Genomic DNA, 16,150 nt, shown 5'->3' with positions numbered 1-16,150 from the left:
GTATGGTCGGTCGCACAGGCACGTCAGGACGTATCTGCGGGACAGGCGTCCGGAGGGGAGTCGGCTCGGTGCAGGACAACGCGACAGAGGTGACGGCCGCGGGAATCGCCCGGCTCGCCGGGGTGGGGCGCGCCGCCGTCAGCAACTGGCGCCGCAGGCATGCGGACTTCCCCAGGCCGGTCGGCGGTACCGAGACCAGCCCCTCCTTCGCGCTCACCGAGGTCGAGGAGTGGCTGCGCGACCAGGGCAAGCTCGCCGAGGTCCCGCTGCGCGAGCGCGTGTGGCAGCAGCTCGCGGGGCACCCGGCGGGCCCGGTCGCCGCCCTCCTGCACACGGGCTGCGCCCTGCTGCTCGTGCACGACCGGCCCACGGAATGGCTCACGCTCGCCGCGACCGACAAGGACCGCGACCTGGCCCAGCGCCTGTCGGCCGCCCTCGAAGGCGTCCTCACCCCACGCTTCGGCCACGCCACGGAACGGGCGGTCGGCACACCGTCGCCCGCCGACCTGCTGCCTTCGGTGCCGCTGCTGCGCGGCGCCGCCGAACTCGCCGCGGAACTGGGCGCCCGCGGCACCTTCGCGTTCCTGCTCGGCCGGCATCTCGACGCCAACCCGCGCCAGTACACGCTCACCCCGCAGGGGCCCGCCGAACTGATGGCCGCGCTCGTCGGCCCTGCCACCACCACCCTCGACCCGGCCTGCGGCACCGGCGCCCTCCTCGACGCCGTGCGGGCCCACGACTCGCGGCCCGGCCGCACCCTGTACGGCCAGGACGCCTCCGTCGAACTCGCCGCGCTCACCGCGCTCCGCCTCGCCCTCGACGGCAACGGCGGGACGGACGCCCCTGCCGTGCGCACCGCCGCCGCCGACACCCTGCGCGCCGACGCCCTGAGCGACGTACGGGCCGACGCGGTGCTCGCCCACCCGCCGTTCAACGAGCGCGGCTGGGGCCACGACGAGCTGGCCTACGACCCGCGCTGGGAGTACGGCCTCCCCGCCCGCACCGAGTCCGAACTGGCCTGGGTGCAGCACGCGTTGGCGCGCCTGAAGGACGGCGGCAGCGCCGTGCTCCTGATGCCGCCCACCGTCGCCTCGCGCCGCTCGGGCCGCCGGATCCGCGCCGACCTGCTGCGCCGCGGCGCCCTGCGCGCGGTGATCGCGCTGCCCGCGGGCGCCGTCCCGCCCAACAACATCCCGCTGCACCTGTGGGTGCTGCGCCGCCCCGGCCCGGGCGCGCCCGCCGCCCCCGAGCTGCTGCTCGTCGACACGGCCTCGCTCGCCGAGTCCGGTGACGTACGGGAGCAGCAGGTGTGGGACGAGGTGCGCCGCACCGTGCTCGACGCCTGGCGCGCCCACGACCGGGACGGCTCCCTGGAGGAGCGGCCGGGCCTCGCCCGCTCCGTGCCCGTCATCGACCTGCTCGACGACGAGGTCGACCTCGCGCCCGCCCGCCGCCTGCCCCCGCCGGCCACGGGCGGCGGCGCGGCAGAGCTGACCGCCGTACGCGAGGAGCTCGCCGACACGCTGCGGCTGACCACGAAACTCGCCCCGCGGTCCGTCCCCGACGCCACGGCCCCGGCCCGCTGGCCACTGACGACGGTCGGCGAACTCGCGCGCGCGGGCGCCCTGTCGCTGCGCACCGCGGCGACGGGTGGCGGCCCGGGAGGCCACGCGCGCGTACCCGTACTCACCGACCACGACGTCCTGACGAGCACGGCACCCTCTGGAGCCCACTCCGCGGACGACGACCCCGTGATCCTGGAAGTCGGGGACGTCGTCGTGCCGGTGGTCGGTGGCACCGCCGCCGTGCGCGTCGTCGACGAGGCGGACGCAGGCGCCGCGCTCGGCAGGGGCCTGGCCCTGCTGCGGCCCGAACCGGCCGCGCTGGACCCGTGGTTCCTCGCCGGCTTCCTGCGCTCCACGGCCAACAACCGGCAGGCCTCCAGCCACGCGTCCACCGCCACGCGCCTCGACGTCCGGCGCCTCCAGCTGCCCCGCCTGCCCCGCGCCGAACAGTCCGAGTACGGCGAGCGCTTCAAATCCCTGGCCACATTCGAAAACACCCTCCGCCACGCGTCCCGCCTCGGCGAACAACTCGTCCAGGGCCTCCACGACGGCCTGACGGCGGGCACCCTGCCACCGAACAGTTAGGCCCGGCGCCGGTTGGGCAATTTCGGCCCCGGCTCCGGTCGGGCACATTCAGCCTCGGCGCCGGTTGGGCAAATTAAGCCCCGCCGGCGATTGAGGCGCGGGGTCCGGGGCAGAGCCCCGCGACGTAGGACCGGCGGGCCCGCCACGACCGGAGGCACCCGTTCCACAAGAGCCCGGTGTGAGCGGAGCGACATCCGTTCCGTACAACCCCGGTCCCGTTGTCCGAGTCCGCCTATACGCTCGAAGGAACCGGCATCGCATTGCCGCGTGTTCCACCCCGCACAAGTGACCAGGAGCTGCCATGTACGGGCCCGGCGCGGCGCCGCCCCGCCGCGAGAGCGACGGCGCGGTCATCACCCTGAGGGTGCTGTTCCCTGCGCTGTCCGTGCTGACTTGCGGCCTGCTCTCCTGCGCCCCGCTGTTCCGCATCGCGGCGCTGCGACGCAGGCCGCTCGACTGGGCCCTGGCCATCGCCTCGTTGCCGGTCAGCATCACGCTGTTCGGCATCATCGGCTCGCTGCCGGAGGCGGACCCGCGCACCGACGTCGCCCTCGCCCTGCTGCTGCTCCTCGCGATCGGCAGCGCCGTGTACTTCCTCGTCTACGACATACGCAGGCCGCGCGCCGCGCTCCCGCCGAGCCCGTACGCCCCGACGCCCCCGCCGTCCGCCTACGGACACCCGAGGCCGCAGCAGCCCTGGCCCACCGCACCGCCGCAGACGCACACGACGATGGGCACGCCCACACCCATGCCCACGCCTGCACCCGCGCCGACGCCCACACCCGCCCCGCCGCCCGCGCCGCCGCAGAACCAGGCCCCGCCGCCGCACCGCATCGACCAGGTTCGCGCCGAGCTGGACGAGCTGAGCGACTACCTGCGCAAGCAGGACGGCGGCCGGTGACCGGGCACCCCCAGGCCGGCGGCCGCGTCGTCGCCGGCCGCTACGAACTGTCCACGCTCATCGGCCAGGGCGGCATGGGCCAGGTCTGGACGGCGTACGACCAGCGCCTCGACCGCCGCGTCGCCGTGAAGCTCGTACGCCCCGACCGGGTCGCGGGCGCCGAGGCCGACGAGCTGCGCCGCCGCTTCCTGCGCGAATGCCGGGTCACGGCACAGGTCGACCACCCCGGCCTCGTCACCGTGCACGACGCGGGCAGCGACGGCGACGAGCTGTACCTCGTCATGCAGTACATCGACGGCGCCGACCTCGCCGACCACCTCGCCGAGCACAGCCCCTTCCCCTGGCCCTGGGCGGTCGCGGTCGCCGCGCAACTGTGCGCCGTGCTCTCCGCCGTGCACGCGGTGCCGATCGTGCACCGCGACCTCAAGCCACGGAACGTCATGGTCAAGCAGGACGGCACACTCACCGTCCTCGACCTCGGCGTCGCCTCCGTCCTCGACACCGACACCACCCGCCTCACCCACACCGGATCGCCCATCGGCACGCCCGCCTACATGGCGCCCGAACAGGCGATGGGCGGCGCCGTCGGCCCGCACACCGACCTGTACGCGCTCGGCGTGCTGCTGTACGAACTCCTCAGCGGCGACGTCCCGTTCGCGGGCACCACCGCCCTCGGCATCCTCCACCGCCACCTCTACGAGGCCCCCGTCCCGGTCCGCCAACTGCGCCCCGAAGTACCGCAGCCACTCGAACACCTGGTGCTGCGCCTGCTCGCCAAGGACCCCCAGGACCGCCCGGCCTCCGCCCAGCAGACGTACGAGGAACTGCTCCCGCTGCTGCCCGCGCGCGGCGTGCCCACCGGCCGCCCGCTCGACCCCACCCGCCCCTTCCTGCGCCCGCACGCCCCCTGGCCCGACCGCGCCGTCACCCCGGCCCCACAGCCCCCGGGAACCGACCTCCAGGGCGACCGCCCCGACGTGGCACGCGCCGTCGACGAAGTGAAGGTGCTGCTCGGCGAGGGCCGCATCACGCAGGCCGTCGACATCCTCGGCGCGATCCTGCCCGCCGCGGCCGTCCAGCACGGCGAGCACTCACCCGTCGTCCGCACCCTGCGCAAGCAGTACGCGGCCACCCTCATGGACGACGGCCAGTACCGGCGCGCCCTGCCCGAACTGCGCCGACTCGCCGACGAACGCGCCGCGGAGGCGGGCCACGCCGACCCGCAGTCCCTCCAGTTCCGCTACGAGGCGGCCCAGTGCCTGGAAGCCCTCGGTGAACCCGCCGCGGCGCTCGCCGAGTACCGCTCCCTGCTCCCGTACTACGAGAACCAGTACGCGACCACGGACCTCAGGCTCGCCCTCGAAGTACGGCGCCGCATCGGCCAGTTGCTGCTCTCCGTGGGCGACCGGCGTGCGGCCCACGAGACGCTGACCCGGCTGCTGCACGACGCCGAACGGCTGCACGGCCCCGGCCACCCGTTCCCCGCGGAGGTGCGGCGCACGCTGCAATGGCTGGGACAAGTGCGCGGCTGAGCAGCGGCCTTTACGGTCAAGCCCCGGCCAAGATCCCCCCAAAGCGCCGTTCCAGGGGCGGTGACGGCGAATTGATCGTGCACAATCAGTCAGCTCCCTGTGTGCATCCCCCGGCGCGCCCGGGTCCCGCCCCACCGGACCCCGCGCATCCCGCCCTCGGCGGCGCCCACACGGCGTTCCCCCCACGCATGTCCCCATTTCGTAGTCACCAAGGAACCTCATGCGTACCGCTGTCCGCGCTGCCGCCGTGCTCGCCCTGGCCGCCCTCCCGCTCACCCTGACCGCCTGCTCGTCCGGCGGCTCCCACGACTCCGACGACGCCGGCAAGACCGCCTCCAAGACCTCCCGGGACCCCGACGCCGGACTCGCGAAGGGGGCCCGACTGAAGTCGGCGCTCGCGCCCGCGTCGTTCTTCGGCGCCGGCTACCGGATCGACCAGGACGCCGCCCGCGACACCGGCGACACCTACCAGGAGCCGAGCAGCGACCCGGCCGCCCTGAGCAAGCCGGACTGCACCAAGCTCGGCGGCACCAGCTGGCTCGCCCTCACCGGCGACGAGGGCGTCTCCTTCGCACAGAACGACTACGCGAACGAGAAGACCACCGCCGACATCGCACAGCAGGCAGACGTCTTCCGCGGCAAGACCGCGGCCACCGTCATGCGGCACCTCCAGAAGGCCGTCGCCTCCTGCCCCACCTACAAGGACGCCGACACCAAGAGCGACGTAAAGGTGGCGGGCACAGCGACGTCCGGGCTCGGCGACGAGGCGTACACCATCACCCTCACCGACCCGGCGTGGGAGAACGGTACGACCCTGATCGCCGTACGCACTGGAAGCGCCGTCGTGACTGTCATGTCGACGGACGGCCACGACAACGGCGCGGCCACGGCGAAGAAGCTGGCCGCGAAGGACACCACCGCCGTCGCCGCCCTCAACTGACGCCGTCCCCCACCCACCCGCCCGCGTACGACGAAGGAAGACGCATGCCCACATCGGTCCGGCACCGGCGCTCCCGCACCCGCCGCCGCCTCGCCATCGGCGCGGTCGGCGCCGCCGTCCTCGCGGGCGGGATCACGGTCCAGCAGTCCCTCGCCTCCACGACCTCCTGGCCCGCGGCGAAGTACTACACCGGCCGCGCCTTCGACGCCTGCACGGCGCCCTCCACCTCAGCCATGAAGGCCTGGCACACCGGCTTCTACGGCGCGGCGGCCGTCTACGTGGGCGGCAAGAACCGCGGCTGCACCCAGGCCAACCTCACCGCTTCCTGGGTCAAGACCGTCAACTCCCAGGGCTGGAAGCTGATTCCGCTCTATGTGGGCGCGCAACCGTCCTGCGCGAGCGGCACCAACCCGGAGAGGATGACCTCCACGACCGCCGCCTCCCTCGGTGCCACCGACGGCGCCGACGCCGTCGCCAAGGCGTCCGCGCTCGGCATGAAGGCGGGCAGTGCGCTCTACCTCGACATGGAGGCGTACGACACCACGAACTCCTCCTGCAACACGGCCGTTCTCACGTACATCCGCAACTGGCAGAAGGCGGTCCACGGGAAGTACTACCGGACCGGCATGTACGGGTTCTCCAGCTCCAGCGCCAAGGCCGTCGCCACGACGACCGACCGCACGAACCTGCCGGGCAACCTCTGGTACGCAAAGTGGGACAAGGTGAACACGGCCACCACGGACTGGCCGTTCGCCTCCACCCTGTGGACCGGCCGCCACCGGGGCCACCAGTACCTGGTCAACAGCAAGGAGTCGCGCGGCGGTTACGCGATCACCGTCGACCGCGACGCGTGGGACGCGCCGGTGGCCGTGGTCGGCTGAGCGCCGGTCGATACCTCGACCCGCGGCGAATCGTTGTCGAATAGGTGGCCTAGCAAGCGGCCACTGCCTAACATCGATCAACGCCGGACTTTGTGCGCCCGCCCGTCACCCGACCACCACCCCTGGTGGACGCGCTTCGCGCGGCGGGATGCCCACAAACTCTTCGCAGGGAGGCCCACCTTGCACCGCCGCAACAGCCGCCGGACCGCGCTCGTCCTGTCCGCCGCCGCCATCGCCGCAGTACCCGCCCTGACCGCCTGTGGCAGCGAAGCGCACCCCGGTGCCGCGGCCGTCGTCGGCGGCCAGCGGATCACCGTCTCGCAACTGGAGAGCCGGGTGAACGAGGTGCGGGACGCGCAGCAGACCGCCACCAAGGACTCCGCGCAGTACGAACAGGCCATCGCCAAGACCGGCGGCCTCACCCGCAACACGCTGCACACGATGGTCCTCGACCGCGTTCTGCACCGCGCCGCCACCGACGCGGGCATCTCCGTCACCCGCAAGGAGATGCAGAGCATGCGGTCGGGCCTGGAGCAACAGGCGGGCGGCGCGAAGGCGTTGGAGGTCGCCTGGCTCCAGCAGTACAACATCCCGCCGAACCGGCTCACCGAGAGCCTGCGCACCGAGATCGAGGCGCAGAAGCTGTCGACCGCGCTCGGCGCGGACATGCAGACCCCCCAGGGCAAGGCCGTCTTCTGGAAGGCGCTCTCCAGCGCCTCCAAGGAGCTGAACGTCGACCTCAACCCCCGCTACGGGACCTGGGACGTCACCAAGAACAGCCGGGTCGACGCGAAGACGCCGTGGCTGAAGCAGATCACCAAGGAAGCCCCGGCCCAGCAGCAGACGACGTAGGGCCGGGGGAGGCGGGGTTGTCAGTGGCCTGCGTTACGTTCGAGGGGTGAACGAACCCGAGGCGCACGACCACGACACCCCCGCCGACGCAGGCGACATCGCCGGCCGCGTCGTCCTGCTCACCACCAGCCACCGGGTCGCCCCCGGGCTCCTCTCCTGGCAGGCGTGGCAGGCGCTGCGCACGGCCGACGAGGTGCTGTGCGCCGACTCCGCGCACCCGCAGCTGCCGTACGTGAAGGACGCGGGCGTCCAGGTGACGATCGCCTCGCCCACCGCCCGCGAGCTCGTCGACCGCTGCGCCGACGGCGGGCGGGCGCTCGTCGTCCTCGCCACCGCCGAGGGCGACCGGCAGCTCACGGACGGCCTGGCGCGCCTCGCGGGCTCGGGCCGCGAACAGATGCCGAACCTCGAACTGCTCCCCGGCTCCTACGACCTGCCGGGCGCCCGCCTCCTCGACCTCGTCCAGGTCATGGACCGCATCCGCCGCGAATGCCCCTGGTCGAAGCAGCGCACCCACGAGGACCTCGCCAAGTACGCGATCGAGGAGGCGTACGAGCTGGTCGAGGCCATCGAGACGGACGACCGGGAGGAACTGCGCGAGGAGCTCGGCGACGTACTCCTCCAGGTCGTCTTCCACGCGCGCATCGCCGAGGAGGACGCCGACGAGCCGTTCTCGGTGGACGACGTGGCGGGCGGCATCGTCGACAAGCTCATCCACCGCCACCCGCACGTCTTCGGCGACGACACCGCCACGACCCCCGAAGAGGTCAAGGAGCACTGGCTGCGCACCAAGGCGGAGGAGAAGCGCCGCGCCTCGGTCACGGACGGCGTCCCGGTGGGCCAGCCGGGCCTCGCCCTCGCCGCCAAGCTCGGCTCGCGGGTGCGCACGGCGGGCCTGGACGTCCCGGTCCCCACGGGCGAGGGCGTCGGCTACGAACTCCTGGCCCTCGCCCTGCACGCCGAGGCGGAGGGCGTGGACCCGGAGGCGGCGCTCAGAGCCGCCGCCCGCGCCTACCGTGATGCGGTGCGGACCACCGAGGGGCTCACCGACCAGTAGGGGCGGCTACGGTCGGGTGGTGACCGAGAGCCCCACCCCCTCCAGCGCCCCCGAACTCTTCAGCTGGGAGTTCGCAAGCAACCCGTACCCCGCCTACGCCTGGCTGCGCGAGCACGCCCCCGTGCACCGCACCACGCTGCCGAGCGGCGTCGAGGCCTGGCTGGTCACCCGGTACGCGGACGCCCGCCAGGCGCTCGCCGACCAACGGCTCAGCAAGAACGCGGACCACCACGACGAGCGGAGCCCCGCCAAGGGCAAGACGGGCATCCCCGGCGAACGCCAGGCCGAGCTGACGACCCATCTCCTCAACATCGACCCGCCGGACCACACCCGCCTGCGCCGCCTCGTCTCGAAGGCGTTCACCCCACGCCGGGTCGCCGAATTCGCGCCGCGCGTCCAGCAGTTGACGGACGACCTCATCGACGCCTTCGCGGCCAAGGGCGAAGCCGACCTCATCCACGACTTCGCCTTCCCCCTCCCCATCTACGCCATCTGCGACCTGCTCGGCGTCCCCCGCGAGGACCAGGACGACTTCCGCGAGTGGGCAGGCATGATGATCCGCCACGGCGGTGGACCGCGCGGCGGGGTGGGACGCGCGGTGAAGCGGATCCGCGCGTACCTGGTGGAGCTGATCCACCGCAAGCGCGGCGACCTCACCGACGACCTGATCTCCGAGCTGATCCGCGCCTCCGACCACGGCGAACACCTCACGGAGAACGAGGTGGCGGCCATGTGTTTCGTGCTGCTCTTCGCCGGTTTTGAAACTACGGTCAACCTGATCGGCAATGGCACGTACGCCCTGCTCACACACCCCGACCAGCGTGAGCGCCTGCAGAGGTCGATCGCGGCGGGGGAGACGGGGCTGTTGGCGACCGGGATCGAGGAACTGCTGCGCTTCGACGGCCCGGTGGAGATGGCCACGTGGCGCTTCGCCAGGGAGCCGCTGACCATCGGCGGCCAGGAGATCGGCGTGGGCGACCCGGTCCTCGTCGTGCTCGCCGCCGCCGACCGCGACCCGGCGCGCTTCACAGAACCCGACACCCTCGACCTCTCCCGCCGCGACAACCAGCACCTCGGCTACGGACACGGCATCCACTACTGCCTCGGCGCCCCGCTCGCCCGCCTGGAGGGACAGACCGCCCTCGCCACCCTCCTGACCCGCCTCCCGGACCTGCGACTTGCGGTGGAACCTACCGATTTGCGGTGGCGCGGCGGCCTCATCATGCGCGGACTGCGCACGCTCCCGGTGGAGTTCACCCCGCGTCAGATCCCCACCGGAACCGACGGGTCAGCTGACGGACCGTCAACACTGTGACTTTCACGTGATCTACGCTGCATCGACTTGTGACAGGCGTTCGAGTGCCGCTACGTTCACGGATCATCGCGACACATGCACAACTCGCACCACTTGCACTACCCGTCGCGCGTAGCAGCATCAGTCTCGCGAAAGGCAAACGCATGCTCTCCGGGAACGGTCGTCACCGTCGCCCCCGTCAGGCCCCTGCTCTCGTCGTCGCCGCCGGGGTCGCCGGCAGCGCCATCGCGATCCCGCTGTTCGCCGCGAGCGGCGCGAGCGCCGCGACCACGCAGGCGTGGGACAAGCTCGCCGAGTGCGAGAGCGGTGGGCAGTGGAGCCTGGACGCCGGTAACGGCTACTACGGCGGACTCCAGTTCACGCAGGAGAGATGGGAGGAGTACGGGGGGCTCGACTACGCCCCGCGTGCCGACCAGGCCAGCCGCTCGCAGCAGATATCCGTTGCCGAGAAGGTTCTTGACGACAAGGGCGTGAGCGCCTGGCCGATGTGCTCGCTCACCGCCGACCTCACCAAGGACGACGACTCGGCGGACGTCGACCCGGGCGTGTCCGCGTCGCCGCAGCCGTCCGAGTCCTCCGCTTCGTCCGACACCGATGCCGACAGCAAGTCGGACGAGGGTGGCGACAAGAGCGCCGACGAGGACGCCGACAAGGCGGGCTCCACGGACGCGACGGATTCGAGCGAATCGAGCGATCCGGGCGACTCGACCGAATCGGCGGATTCGGGAGACAAGGGTCACGACGAGGCGGAGGGCTCCGACGCGTCGGACAAGGCCTCGGCGGACGAGTCGGGCGATACCTCCGGTAACAAGGCCGAGGAGTCCTCGACCTCTTCAAGTGACAAGTCCCACGCGCCTTCTGACGACGCCGCCTCCGAGACGGCCCCGCCGTCCGCCTCGCCCTCCGGCGAGACGCAGGACAGCGCCACGTCGGGCCGCCACCGCGGCGACCGCGCCGACGAGGGCGGCTCCGACTCCCGTACGGGAGAGGGGCGTCACGCCTCGCGCGACGACAAGCGCGACGGCGACACGTACAAGGTGCACGCCGGCGACAACCTCTGGGACATCGCGAAGGCCCAGGACGTGCACGGCGGATGGGATGCGCTCTACGAGCGGAACAAGGAGACGGTCGGTACCGACCCAGACCTCATCCTTCCTGGTCAGAGCCTGGATCTTGGGGACGGATCGGACAAAAAGTAGCGGGAGTTCGGGGCGGTTGAAGGGGCTTTGTCCGATATTGATCAAGTGAGACATGGGTCTCAAAGCCCCTGATCGACTTTGAAATCGGACGGATCGACCGCTTACGTTCGTGACCGCTCGCTTCAGCGGGCCCCGATGGACGTCACGCCGAATCCTGCCAACGTCCGTACGGGAACAGTCGACGCGTATGCGCCGTAGGCAGGAGCGGGGGACCCAGGTAAGTGCCCTTCCGGGAGACCGGACGGGCTTGGGGTTAAGCAGCGCACAAGGATGCGTCTGCCGGGCACTCACTGGCCCGAACCCGACAGCTCACCTCGCAGGCGTCGGTGAGGAGATATCTCCATGCTGTTTTCCGGCAAGAACAAGCACCGCCGCCCGTCCAAGGCCGTCCGCGTCGCCACGCTCGGCGGTGTCGCCGCTGCCGCCGTCGCCGTGCCGCTGATGGGTGCGACGTCCGCCTCCGCCGCGACCACGTCCGAGTGGGACCAGGTCGCGCAGTGCGAGTCCGGTGGCAACTGGTCCACGAACACCGGCAACGGTTTCTACGGCGGCCTCCAGTTCTCGTCCTCCACCTGGTCCGCCTACGGCGGCGACCAGTACGCCTCCTCCGCCGACCAGGCCTCCAAGGCCCAGCAGATAGCCGTCGGCGAGAAGGTCCTCGCCTCCCAGGGCAACGGTGCCTGGCCGAACTGCGGCTCGGGCCTGTCCTCCACCCCGAACGAGGGTGGCGCCGACGACTCGTCCTCGCAGCAGCAGGACACCCAGAAGCAGGACACCCAGAGCACGCAGCAGCAGGACACGCAGCAGCGTGCCGACCGCTCCGAGCAGCGCGAGCAGCCGAAGCAGGAGGCCCCGAAGCAGGAGGCCCCGAAGCAGGAGGCGGCTCCGAAGCAGGACACCGTCACCACCCCGACCGGCAACAAGGTCGAGAAGGGTGACGGCGAGTACAAGGTCAAGTCCGGTGACACCCTCAGCAAGATCGCCGAGGCGCACGACACGACCTGGCAGCAGCTGTTCCAGAAGAACAAGGACATCGTCAAGGACGCCAACCTGATCTACCCGGGTCAGCAGCTGCACCTCAGCTAAGACGTCCGGTCCGCAGAGGACCACCGGTCCGCACAGGACCACCCCAGGCCCTCCCAGGCCGTCAGGTACGGGCTCGGCATCGGCGGACGCCGAGCCCCGCCGCACCCCGTCCCCACGGGTCGCTCACTTCGGCGACCTCCGTCCCGGCACAGCCGGGGCGGAGGTCGCTGTTTTTGTTCAGTTAAGGAACATTTCGCTATCGGCGTTGTCCACGAGGCGGGCGTTCGGATGGCCGATGCCCGCGAGCCGGTTACGCTCAGGGGTGCGGGACCACGTACCAAGCAGCCGCCCGCATAGCCTGCGTCACATCCAAGAAGGAGATGCTCGTGCCGTCCATCGACGTCGTCGTAGCCCGGGAAATCCTGGACTCCCGAGGCAACCCCACGGTCGAGGTCGAGGTCGGCCTCGACGACGGGAGCACCGGCCGTGCCGCCGTCCCGTCGGGTGCCTCCACCGGTGCCTTCGAGGCCATCGAACTCCGTGACGGTGACCCCAACCGTTACCTCGGCAAGGGTGTCGAGAAGGCCGTCCTCGCCGTCATCGAGCAGATCGGCCCGGAGCTGGTCGGTTACGACGCCACCGAGCAGCGCCTGATCGACCAGGCGATGTTCGACCTGGACGCGACCGACAACAAGGGCTCGCTCGGCGCCAACGCGATCCTCGGCGTCTCGCTCGCCGTCGCGCACGCCGCTTCCGAGGCCTCCGACCTGCCGCTGTTCCGCTACCTCGGTGGTCCGAACGCGCACCTGCTGCCCGTCCCGATGATGAACATCCTGAACGGTGGGTCGCACGCCGACTCCAACGTCGACATCCAGGAGTTCATGATCGCCCCGATCGGCGCGGAGTCCTTCTCCGAGGCCCTTCGCTGGGGCGCCGAGGTCTACCACACGCTGAAGAAGGTCCTGAAGAGCAAGGGCCTGGCCACCGGCCTCGGCGACGAGGGCGGCTTCGCGCCGAACCTCGACTCCAACCGTGCCGCCCTGGACCTCATCCTTGAGGCGATCAAGGAGGCCGGTTACGTTCCCGGCCAGCAGATCGCGCTCGCGCTGGACGTCGCCGCCTCCGAGTTCTACAAGGACGGCAAGTACCAGTTCGAGGGCAAGGAGCGCTCCGCCGCCGAGATGACGGAGTACTACGAGGAGCTCGTCTCCGCGTACCCGCTCGTCTCCATCGAGGACCCGCTGTACGAGGACGACTGGGCCGGCTGGAACGTCATCACCGAGAAGCTGGGCGACAAGGTCCAGCTCGTCGGCGACGACCTCTTCGTCACCAACCCGGAGCGCCTGGCCCGCGGCATCGAGGAGAACTCGGCGAACGCCCTGCTCGTGAAGGTGAACCAGATCGGTTCGCTGACCGAGACCCTGGACGCCGTCGAGCTCGCGCAGCGCAACGGCTTCAAGTGCATGATGTCGCACCGCTCCGGCGAGACCGAGGACGTCACCATCGCCGACCTCGCCGTCGCCACCAACTGCGGCCAGATCAAGACCGGCGCCCCGGCCCGCTCCGAGCGCGTCGCCAAGTACAACCAGCTCCTGCGCATCGAGGAGATCCTGGACGACGCGGCGGTCTACGCCGGCCGTTCGGCCTTCCCGCGCTTCAAGGGCTGAGCCTCACTGAGGTAGCAGTTACGTACGTCCCCGCACTCGGTCCCGTACCGTGTGCGGGGACGTACGTACGTGAGCGGGGAGGCGGGAGCAGGCGATGCCCGGAAAGGTACGGGACAGGGACTCCAGAGATCGCTTCTCGACGGCCACCCGCCTGCGCGTCCTGGGTGAGCAGACCGCCGAGCGCGTCTACCGCTCGCAGAGCAAGCGGCAGGCCCGCCGCTCCCGGCTCACCGGCCGCGCGGCCCTGCTCGCCCTCGTCCTGTGCACCCTCGTGGTCGCGCTCGCGTACCCGATAAGGCAGTACGTGTCGCAGCGCGGCGAGATCGAGGACCTGCAGCGCCAGCAGCAGGAGGCCAAGGAGCGGGTCGACAAGCTGCGCGACCAGAAGGCCCGCTGGCAGGACGACGCGTTCGCCGAGCAGCGCATCCGCGAGCGCCTGCACATGGTGATGCCGGGCGAGACCGGCTACGTGGTGCCGAACGAGCGCACCGCCGCCGCCGAGCGCGCCGAGCAGGGCGCGGAGGACCGCCCCTGGTACTCCAACGTCTGGGACGGCGTCGACAAGGCCGACCAGGCGGACAATTGACGTTCACCGCCGACAACTGACAATCACTGAAGGAACACCCGAGCGATGGAAACGCCCCCGCCGCAGACCGAGCCCACCGCGCCCACGGACGCCGACATCCAGGCGTTCAAGGAGCAGCTGGGGCGCCCGCCGCGCGGCCTGCGCGCCATCGCGCACCGCTGTCCCTGTGGCAACCCGGATGTGGTCGAGACGGCCCCGCGTCTGGAGGACGGTACGCCGTTCCCGACGACGTACTACCTCACGTGTCCGCGTGCAGCGTCGGCGATCGGGACGCTCGAGGCCAACGGTGTGATGAAGGAGATGACGGAGCGGCTCAAGACGGACCCTGAGCTGGCTCGTCAGTACCGTGCGGCGCACGAGGACTACATCGCTCGTCGTGACGCCATCGAGGTCCTGGAGAACTTCCCGAGTGCCGGTGGGATGCCGGATCGTGTGAAGTGTCTGCACGTCCTGGTCGGTCACTCGCTGGCCGCGGGGCCCGGTGTGAACCCGCTCGGCGACGAGGCGATCGCCATGCTCCCGGAGTGGTGGCGCAAGGGCGCCTGCGTCACGTCCGAGTCCACGGACTGACCCCCTTTTCCCCACCCCACCCCTTCCCGAAAGTCTTGCCGGACGGGCCTCCTCAATCGCCGGAGGGGCTGGAAAATCCAGCCCCGCCGGCGTTTGAGGCGCGGGGGTCTGGGGGCGGAGCCCCCAGCGGCTCACCGCAACCACACGACGACCTAAGGAGCCCACCCGCCATGACCAGGGTCGCCGCCATCGACTGCGGCACGAACTCGATCCGACTCCTCGTCGCGGACGCCAACCCGGAAACCGGTGAACTCGTCGACCTGGACCGTCGGATGACGATCGTCCGGCTCGGCCAGGGCGTCGACAAGACGGGCCGCCTCGCCCCGGAGGCCCTGGAGCGCACCTTCGCCGCATGCCGCGAGTACGCCGAGGTCATCAAGGAACACGGCGCCGAGAAGCTCCGCTTCGTGGCCACCTCCGCCTCCCGCGACGCCGAGAACCGCGCGGACTTCGTGAGCGGTGTCCTCGACATCCTGGGCGTCGAGCCCGAGGTCATCACCGGTGACCAGGAGGCGACGTTCTCCTTCACGGGTGCGACGAAGGAACTCACGGGCCGGGCGGACCTGGACAAGCCCTACCTGGTCGTGGACATCGGCGGCGGCTCCACCGAGTTCGTCGTCGGCGACGACACCGTGCGCGCCGCCCGTTCCGTGGACATCGGCTGCGTACGGATGACGGAGCGCCACCTCGTGGCCGAGGACGGCACGGTCTCCGACCCGCCGACCCCGGCGCAGATCGAGGCGATCCGCCAGGACATCGGCGAGGCCCTGGACCTGGTCAACCAGACGGTGCCGCTGACCGCGGCCCGCACTCTGGTCGGCCTGGCCGGCTCGGTCACCACGGTGGCCGCCCTGGCCCTCGGCCTGGCCGAGTACGACTCGACGGCGATCCACCACTCCCGGATCTCCTTCGACAAGGTCGCCGAGCTCACCGACTGGCTGCTGACGTCCTCGCACGACCAGCGCGCGCTGAAGCCGGTCATCCACCCCGGCCGGGTCGACGTCATCGCCTCGGGCGCGCTCGTACTGCGCCTGATCATGGAGTGGATCGGGGCACGCGAGGTGGTCGTCAGCGAGCACGACATCCTCGACGGGATCGCCTGGTCCATCGCCTGACACGGGCTCCGGAATCAGGCCTGGGACAGCCCCGGGCCGGCCCCCGAACCGCCCCGAAATCGTCTCTCCTGAGCGCCCCGCACAGCGTCTGAGCGCCCTGCGGGGCGCTTCCGACACCCCGCCGCGACACGCTGTCGGGAAAGTTCGTGAACTTCTTCACAAGGAAATCGGCCCACTTGGTGGCTGTTACGCGGCCGAGGGCCCGTTCGAGGGCGTGAGGCGACCTCGTCGAGGGTCGCGCGTGAGGTTGCCGCAGTGTTGCGAGTCGATTGCGGACCGAAGTGGTCCAGTACCGCCAAATGCTCACTATGGCTGCTCAAGAGGGGTGAGCAACGTCTGGGGCGGTGCGGTGGTTCCCC

The 16,150-nt window shown here is 71.1% G+C and carries 14 protein-coding genes and 1 riboswitch; all 14 genes read left to right on the top strand.

What is annotated here, in order from left to right; genetic code table 11:
• Positions 1-68 precede the first annotated feature (68 nt).
• Complete coding sequence (locus tag OHA73_RS18825) at positions 69-2,150, top strand: N-6 DNA methylase (protein WP_327655602.1); 2,082 nt, start codon at positions 69-71, stop codon at positions 2,148-2,150.
• A 301-nt stretch (positions 2,151-2,451) separates the two neighbouring features.
• On the top strand, positions 2,452-3,051 hold the full coding sequence (locus tag OHA73_RS18820; protein ID WP_327655601.1) for a hypothetical protein: 600 nt from the start codon (positions 2,452-2,454) through the stop codon (positions 3,049-3,051).
• On the top strand, positions 3,048-4,583 hold the full coding sequence (locus OHA73_RS18815) for a serine/threonine-protein kinase (RefSeq protein WP_323179535.1): 1,536 nt from the start codon (positions 3,048-3,050) through the stop codon (positions 4,581-4,583). Before OHA73_RS18820 ends, OHA73_RS18815 begins: the two co-directional genes overlap by 4 nt.
• Before the next feature lie 220 nt (positions 4,584-4,803).
• Positions 4,804-5,523 carry a hypothetical protein gene (locus tag OHA73_RS18810; protein WP_266711024.1) on the top strand — a complete coding sequence of 240 codons (720 nt, stop codon included), beginning with the start codon at positions 4,804-4,806 and terminating at the stop codon, positions 5,521-5,523.
• Positions 5,524-5,567: 44 nt separating this feature from the next.
• Complete coding sequence (locus OHA73_RS18805; protein WP_327655600.1) at positions 5,568-6,404, top strand: glycoside hydrolase domain-containing protein; 837 nt, start codon at positions 5,568-5,570, stop codon at positions 6,402-6,404.
• A gap of 180 nt (positions 6,405-6,584) precedes the next feature.
• The gene (locus tag OHA73_RS18800; protein WP_266711022.1) at positions 6,585-7,256 is read left to right on the top strand and encodes a SurA N-terminal domain-containing protein; all 672 of its coding nucleotides are present in this window, start codon (positions 6,585-6,587) and stop codon (positions 7,254-7,256) included.
• Between the two features lie 46 nt (positions 7,257-7,302).
• On the top strand, positions 7,303-8,313 hold the full coding sequence (locus OHA73_RS18795; protein ID WP_266711021.1) for a nucleoside triphosphate pyrophosphohydrolase: 1,011 nt from the start codon (positions 7,303-7,305) through the stop codon (positions 8,311-8,313).
• A gap of 19 nt (positions 8,314-8,332) precedes the next feature.
• Complete coding sequence (locus tag OHA73_RS18790; protein ID WP_327655599.1) at positions 8,333-9,628, top strand: cytochrome P450 family protein; 1,296 nt, start codon at positions 8,333-8,335, stop codon at positions 9,626-9,628.
• A gap of 143 nt (positions 9,629-9,771) precedes the next feature.
• A complete protein-coding gene (locus OHA73_RS18785; protein ID WP_327655598.1) occupies positions 9,772-10,827 on the top strand; it encodes a transglycosylase family protein in 1,056 nt (351 codons plus the stop codon).
• 180 nt (positions 10,828-11,007) lie between these two features.
• A riboswitch (cyclic di-AMP (ydaO/yuaA leader) is annotated at positions 11,008-11,165 on the top strand.
• Between the two features lie 4 nt (positions 11,166-11,169).
• Positions 11,170-11,913 carry a transglycosylase family protein gene (locus tag OHA73_RS18780; RefSeq protein ID WP_327655597.1) on the top strand — a complete coding sequence of 248 codons (744 nt, stop codon included), beginning with the start codon at positions 11,170-11,172 and terminating at the stop codon, positions 11,911-11,913.
• 326 nt (positions 11,914-12,239) lie between these two features.
• Positions 12,240-13,520: a phosphopyruvate hydratase gene (gene eno / locus OHA73_RS18775; RefSeq protein WP_266711017.1), complete on the top strand. Its 1,281-nt coding sequence runs from the start codon at positions 12,240-12,242 to the stop codon at positions 13,518-13,520.
• A gap of 94 nt (positions 13,521-13,614) precedes the next feature.
• Complete coding sequence (locus OHA73_RS18770) at positions 13,615-14,106, top strand: FtsB family cell division protein (RefSeq protein WP_266711016.1); 492 nt, start codon at positions 13,615-13,617, stop codon at positions 14,104-14,106.
• Positions 14,107-14,151: 45 nt separating this feature from the next.
• Positions 14,152-14,676, top strand: coding sequence for a DUF501 domain-containing protein (locus OHA73_RS18765; RefSeq protein ID WP_266711015.1), 525 nt, complete (start codon positions 14,152-14,154; stop codon positions 14,674-14,676).
• 170 nt (positions 14,677-14,846) lie between these two features.
• Entirely contained in the window at positions 14,847-15,791 is a 945-nt protein-coding gene (locus tag OHA73_RS18760; RefSeq protein ID WP_327655596.1) for a Ppx/GppA phosphatase family protein, read from the top strand.
• Positions 15,792-16,150: the final 359 nt, after the last annotated feature.

Source organism: Streptomyces sp. NBC_00483, assembly GCF_036013745.1.
Classification (GTDB): domain Bacteria; phylum Actinomycetota; class Actinomycetes; order Streptomycetales; family Streptomycetaceae; genus Streptomyces.
Note: the sequence above shows the minus strand (reverse complement) of the source record. Positions and strands in the feature narration are given on the sequence as shown.

Bases quoted from the DNA above. Each gene is read 5' to 3' on its own strand.
- OHA73_RS18805 (WP_327655600.1), top strand. From the start codon at position 5,568: ATGCCCACATCGGTCCGGCACCGGCGCTCCCGCACCCGCCGCCGCCTC.
- OHA73_RS18760 (WP_327655596.1), top strand. From the start codon at position 14,847: ATGACCAGGGTCGCCGCCATCGACTGCGGCACGAACTCGATCCGACTC.
- OHA73_RS18785 (WP_327655598.1), top strand. From the start codon at position 9,772: ATGCTCTCCGGGAACGGTCGTCACCGTCGCCCCCGTCAGGCCCCTGCT.
- OHA73_RS18780 (WP_327655597.1), top strand. From the start codon at position 11,170: ATGCTGTTTTCCGGCAAGAACAAGCACCGCCGCCCGTCCAAGGCCGTC.
- OHA73_RS18770 (WP_266711016.1), top strand. From the start codon at position 13,615: ATGCCCGGAAAGGTACGGGACAGGGACTCCAGAGATCGCTTCTCGACG.
- OHA73_RS18820 (WP_327655601.1), top strand. From the start codon at position 2,452: ATGTACGGGCCCGGCGCGGCGCCGCCCCGCCGCGAGAGCGACGGCGCG.
- OHA73_RS18765 (WP_266711015.1), top strand. From the start codon at position 14,152: ATGGAAACGCCCCCGCCGCAGACCGAGCCCACCGCGCCCACGGACGCC.
- OHA73_RS18810 (WP_266711024.1), top strand. From the start codon at position 4,804: ATGCGTACCGCTGTCCGCGCTGCCGCCGTGCTCGCCCTGGCCGCCCTC.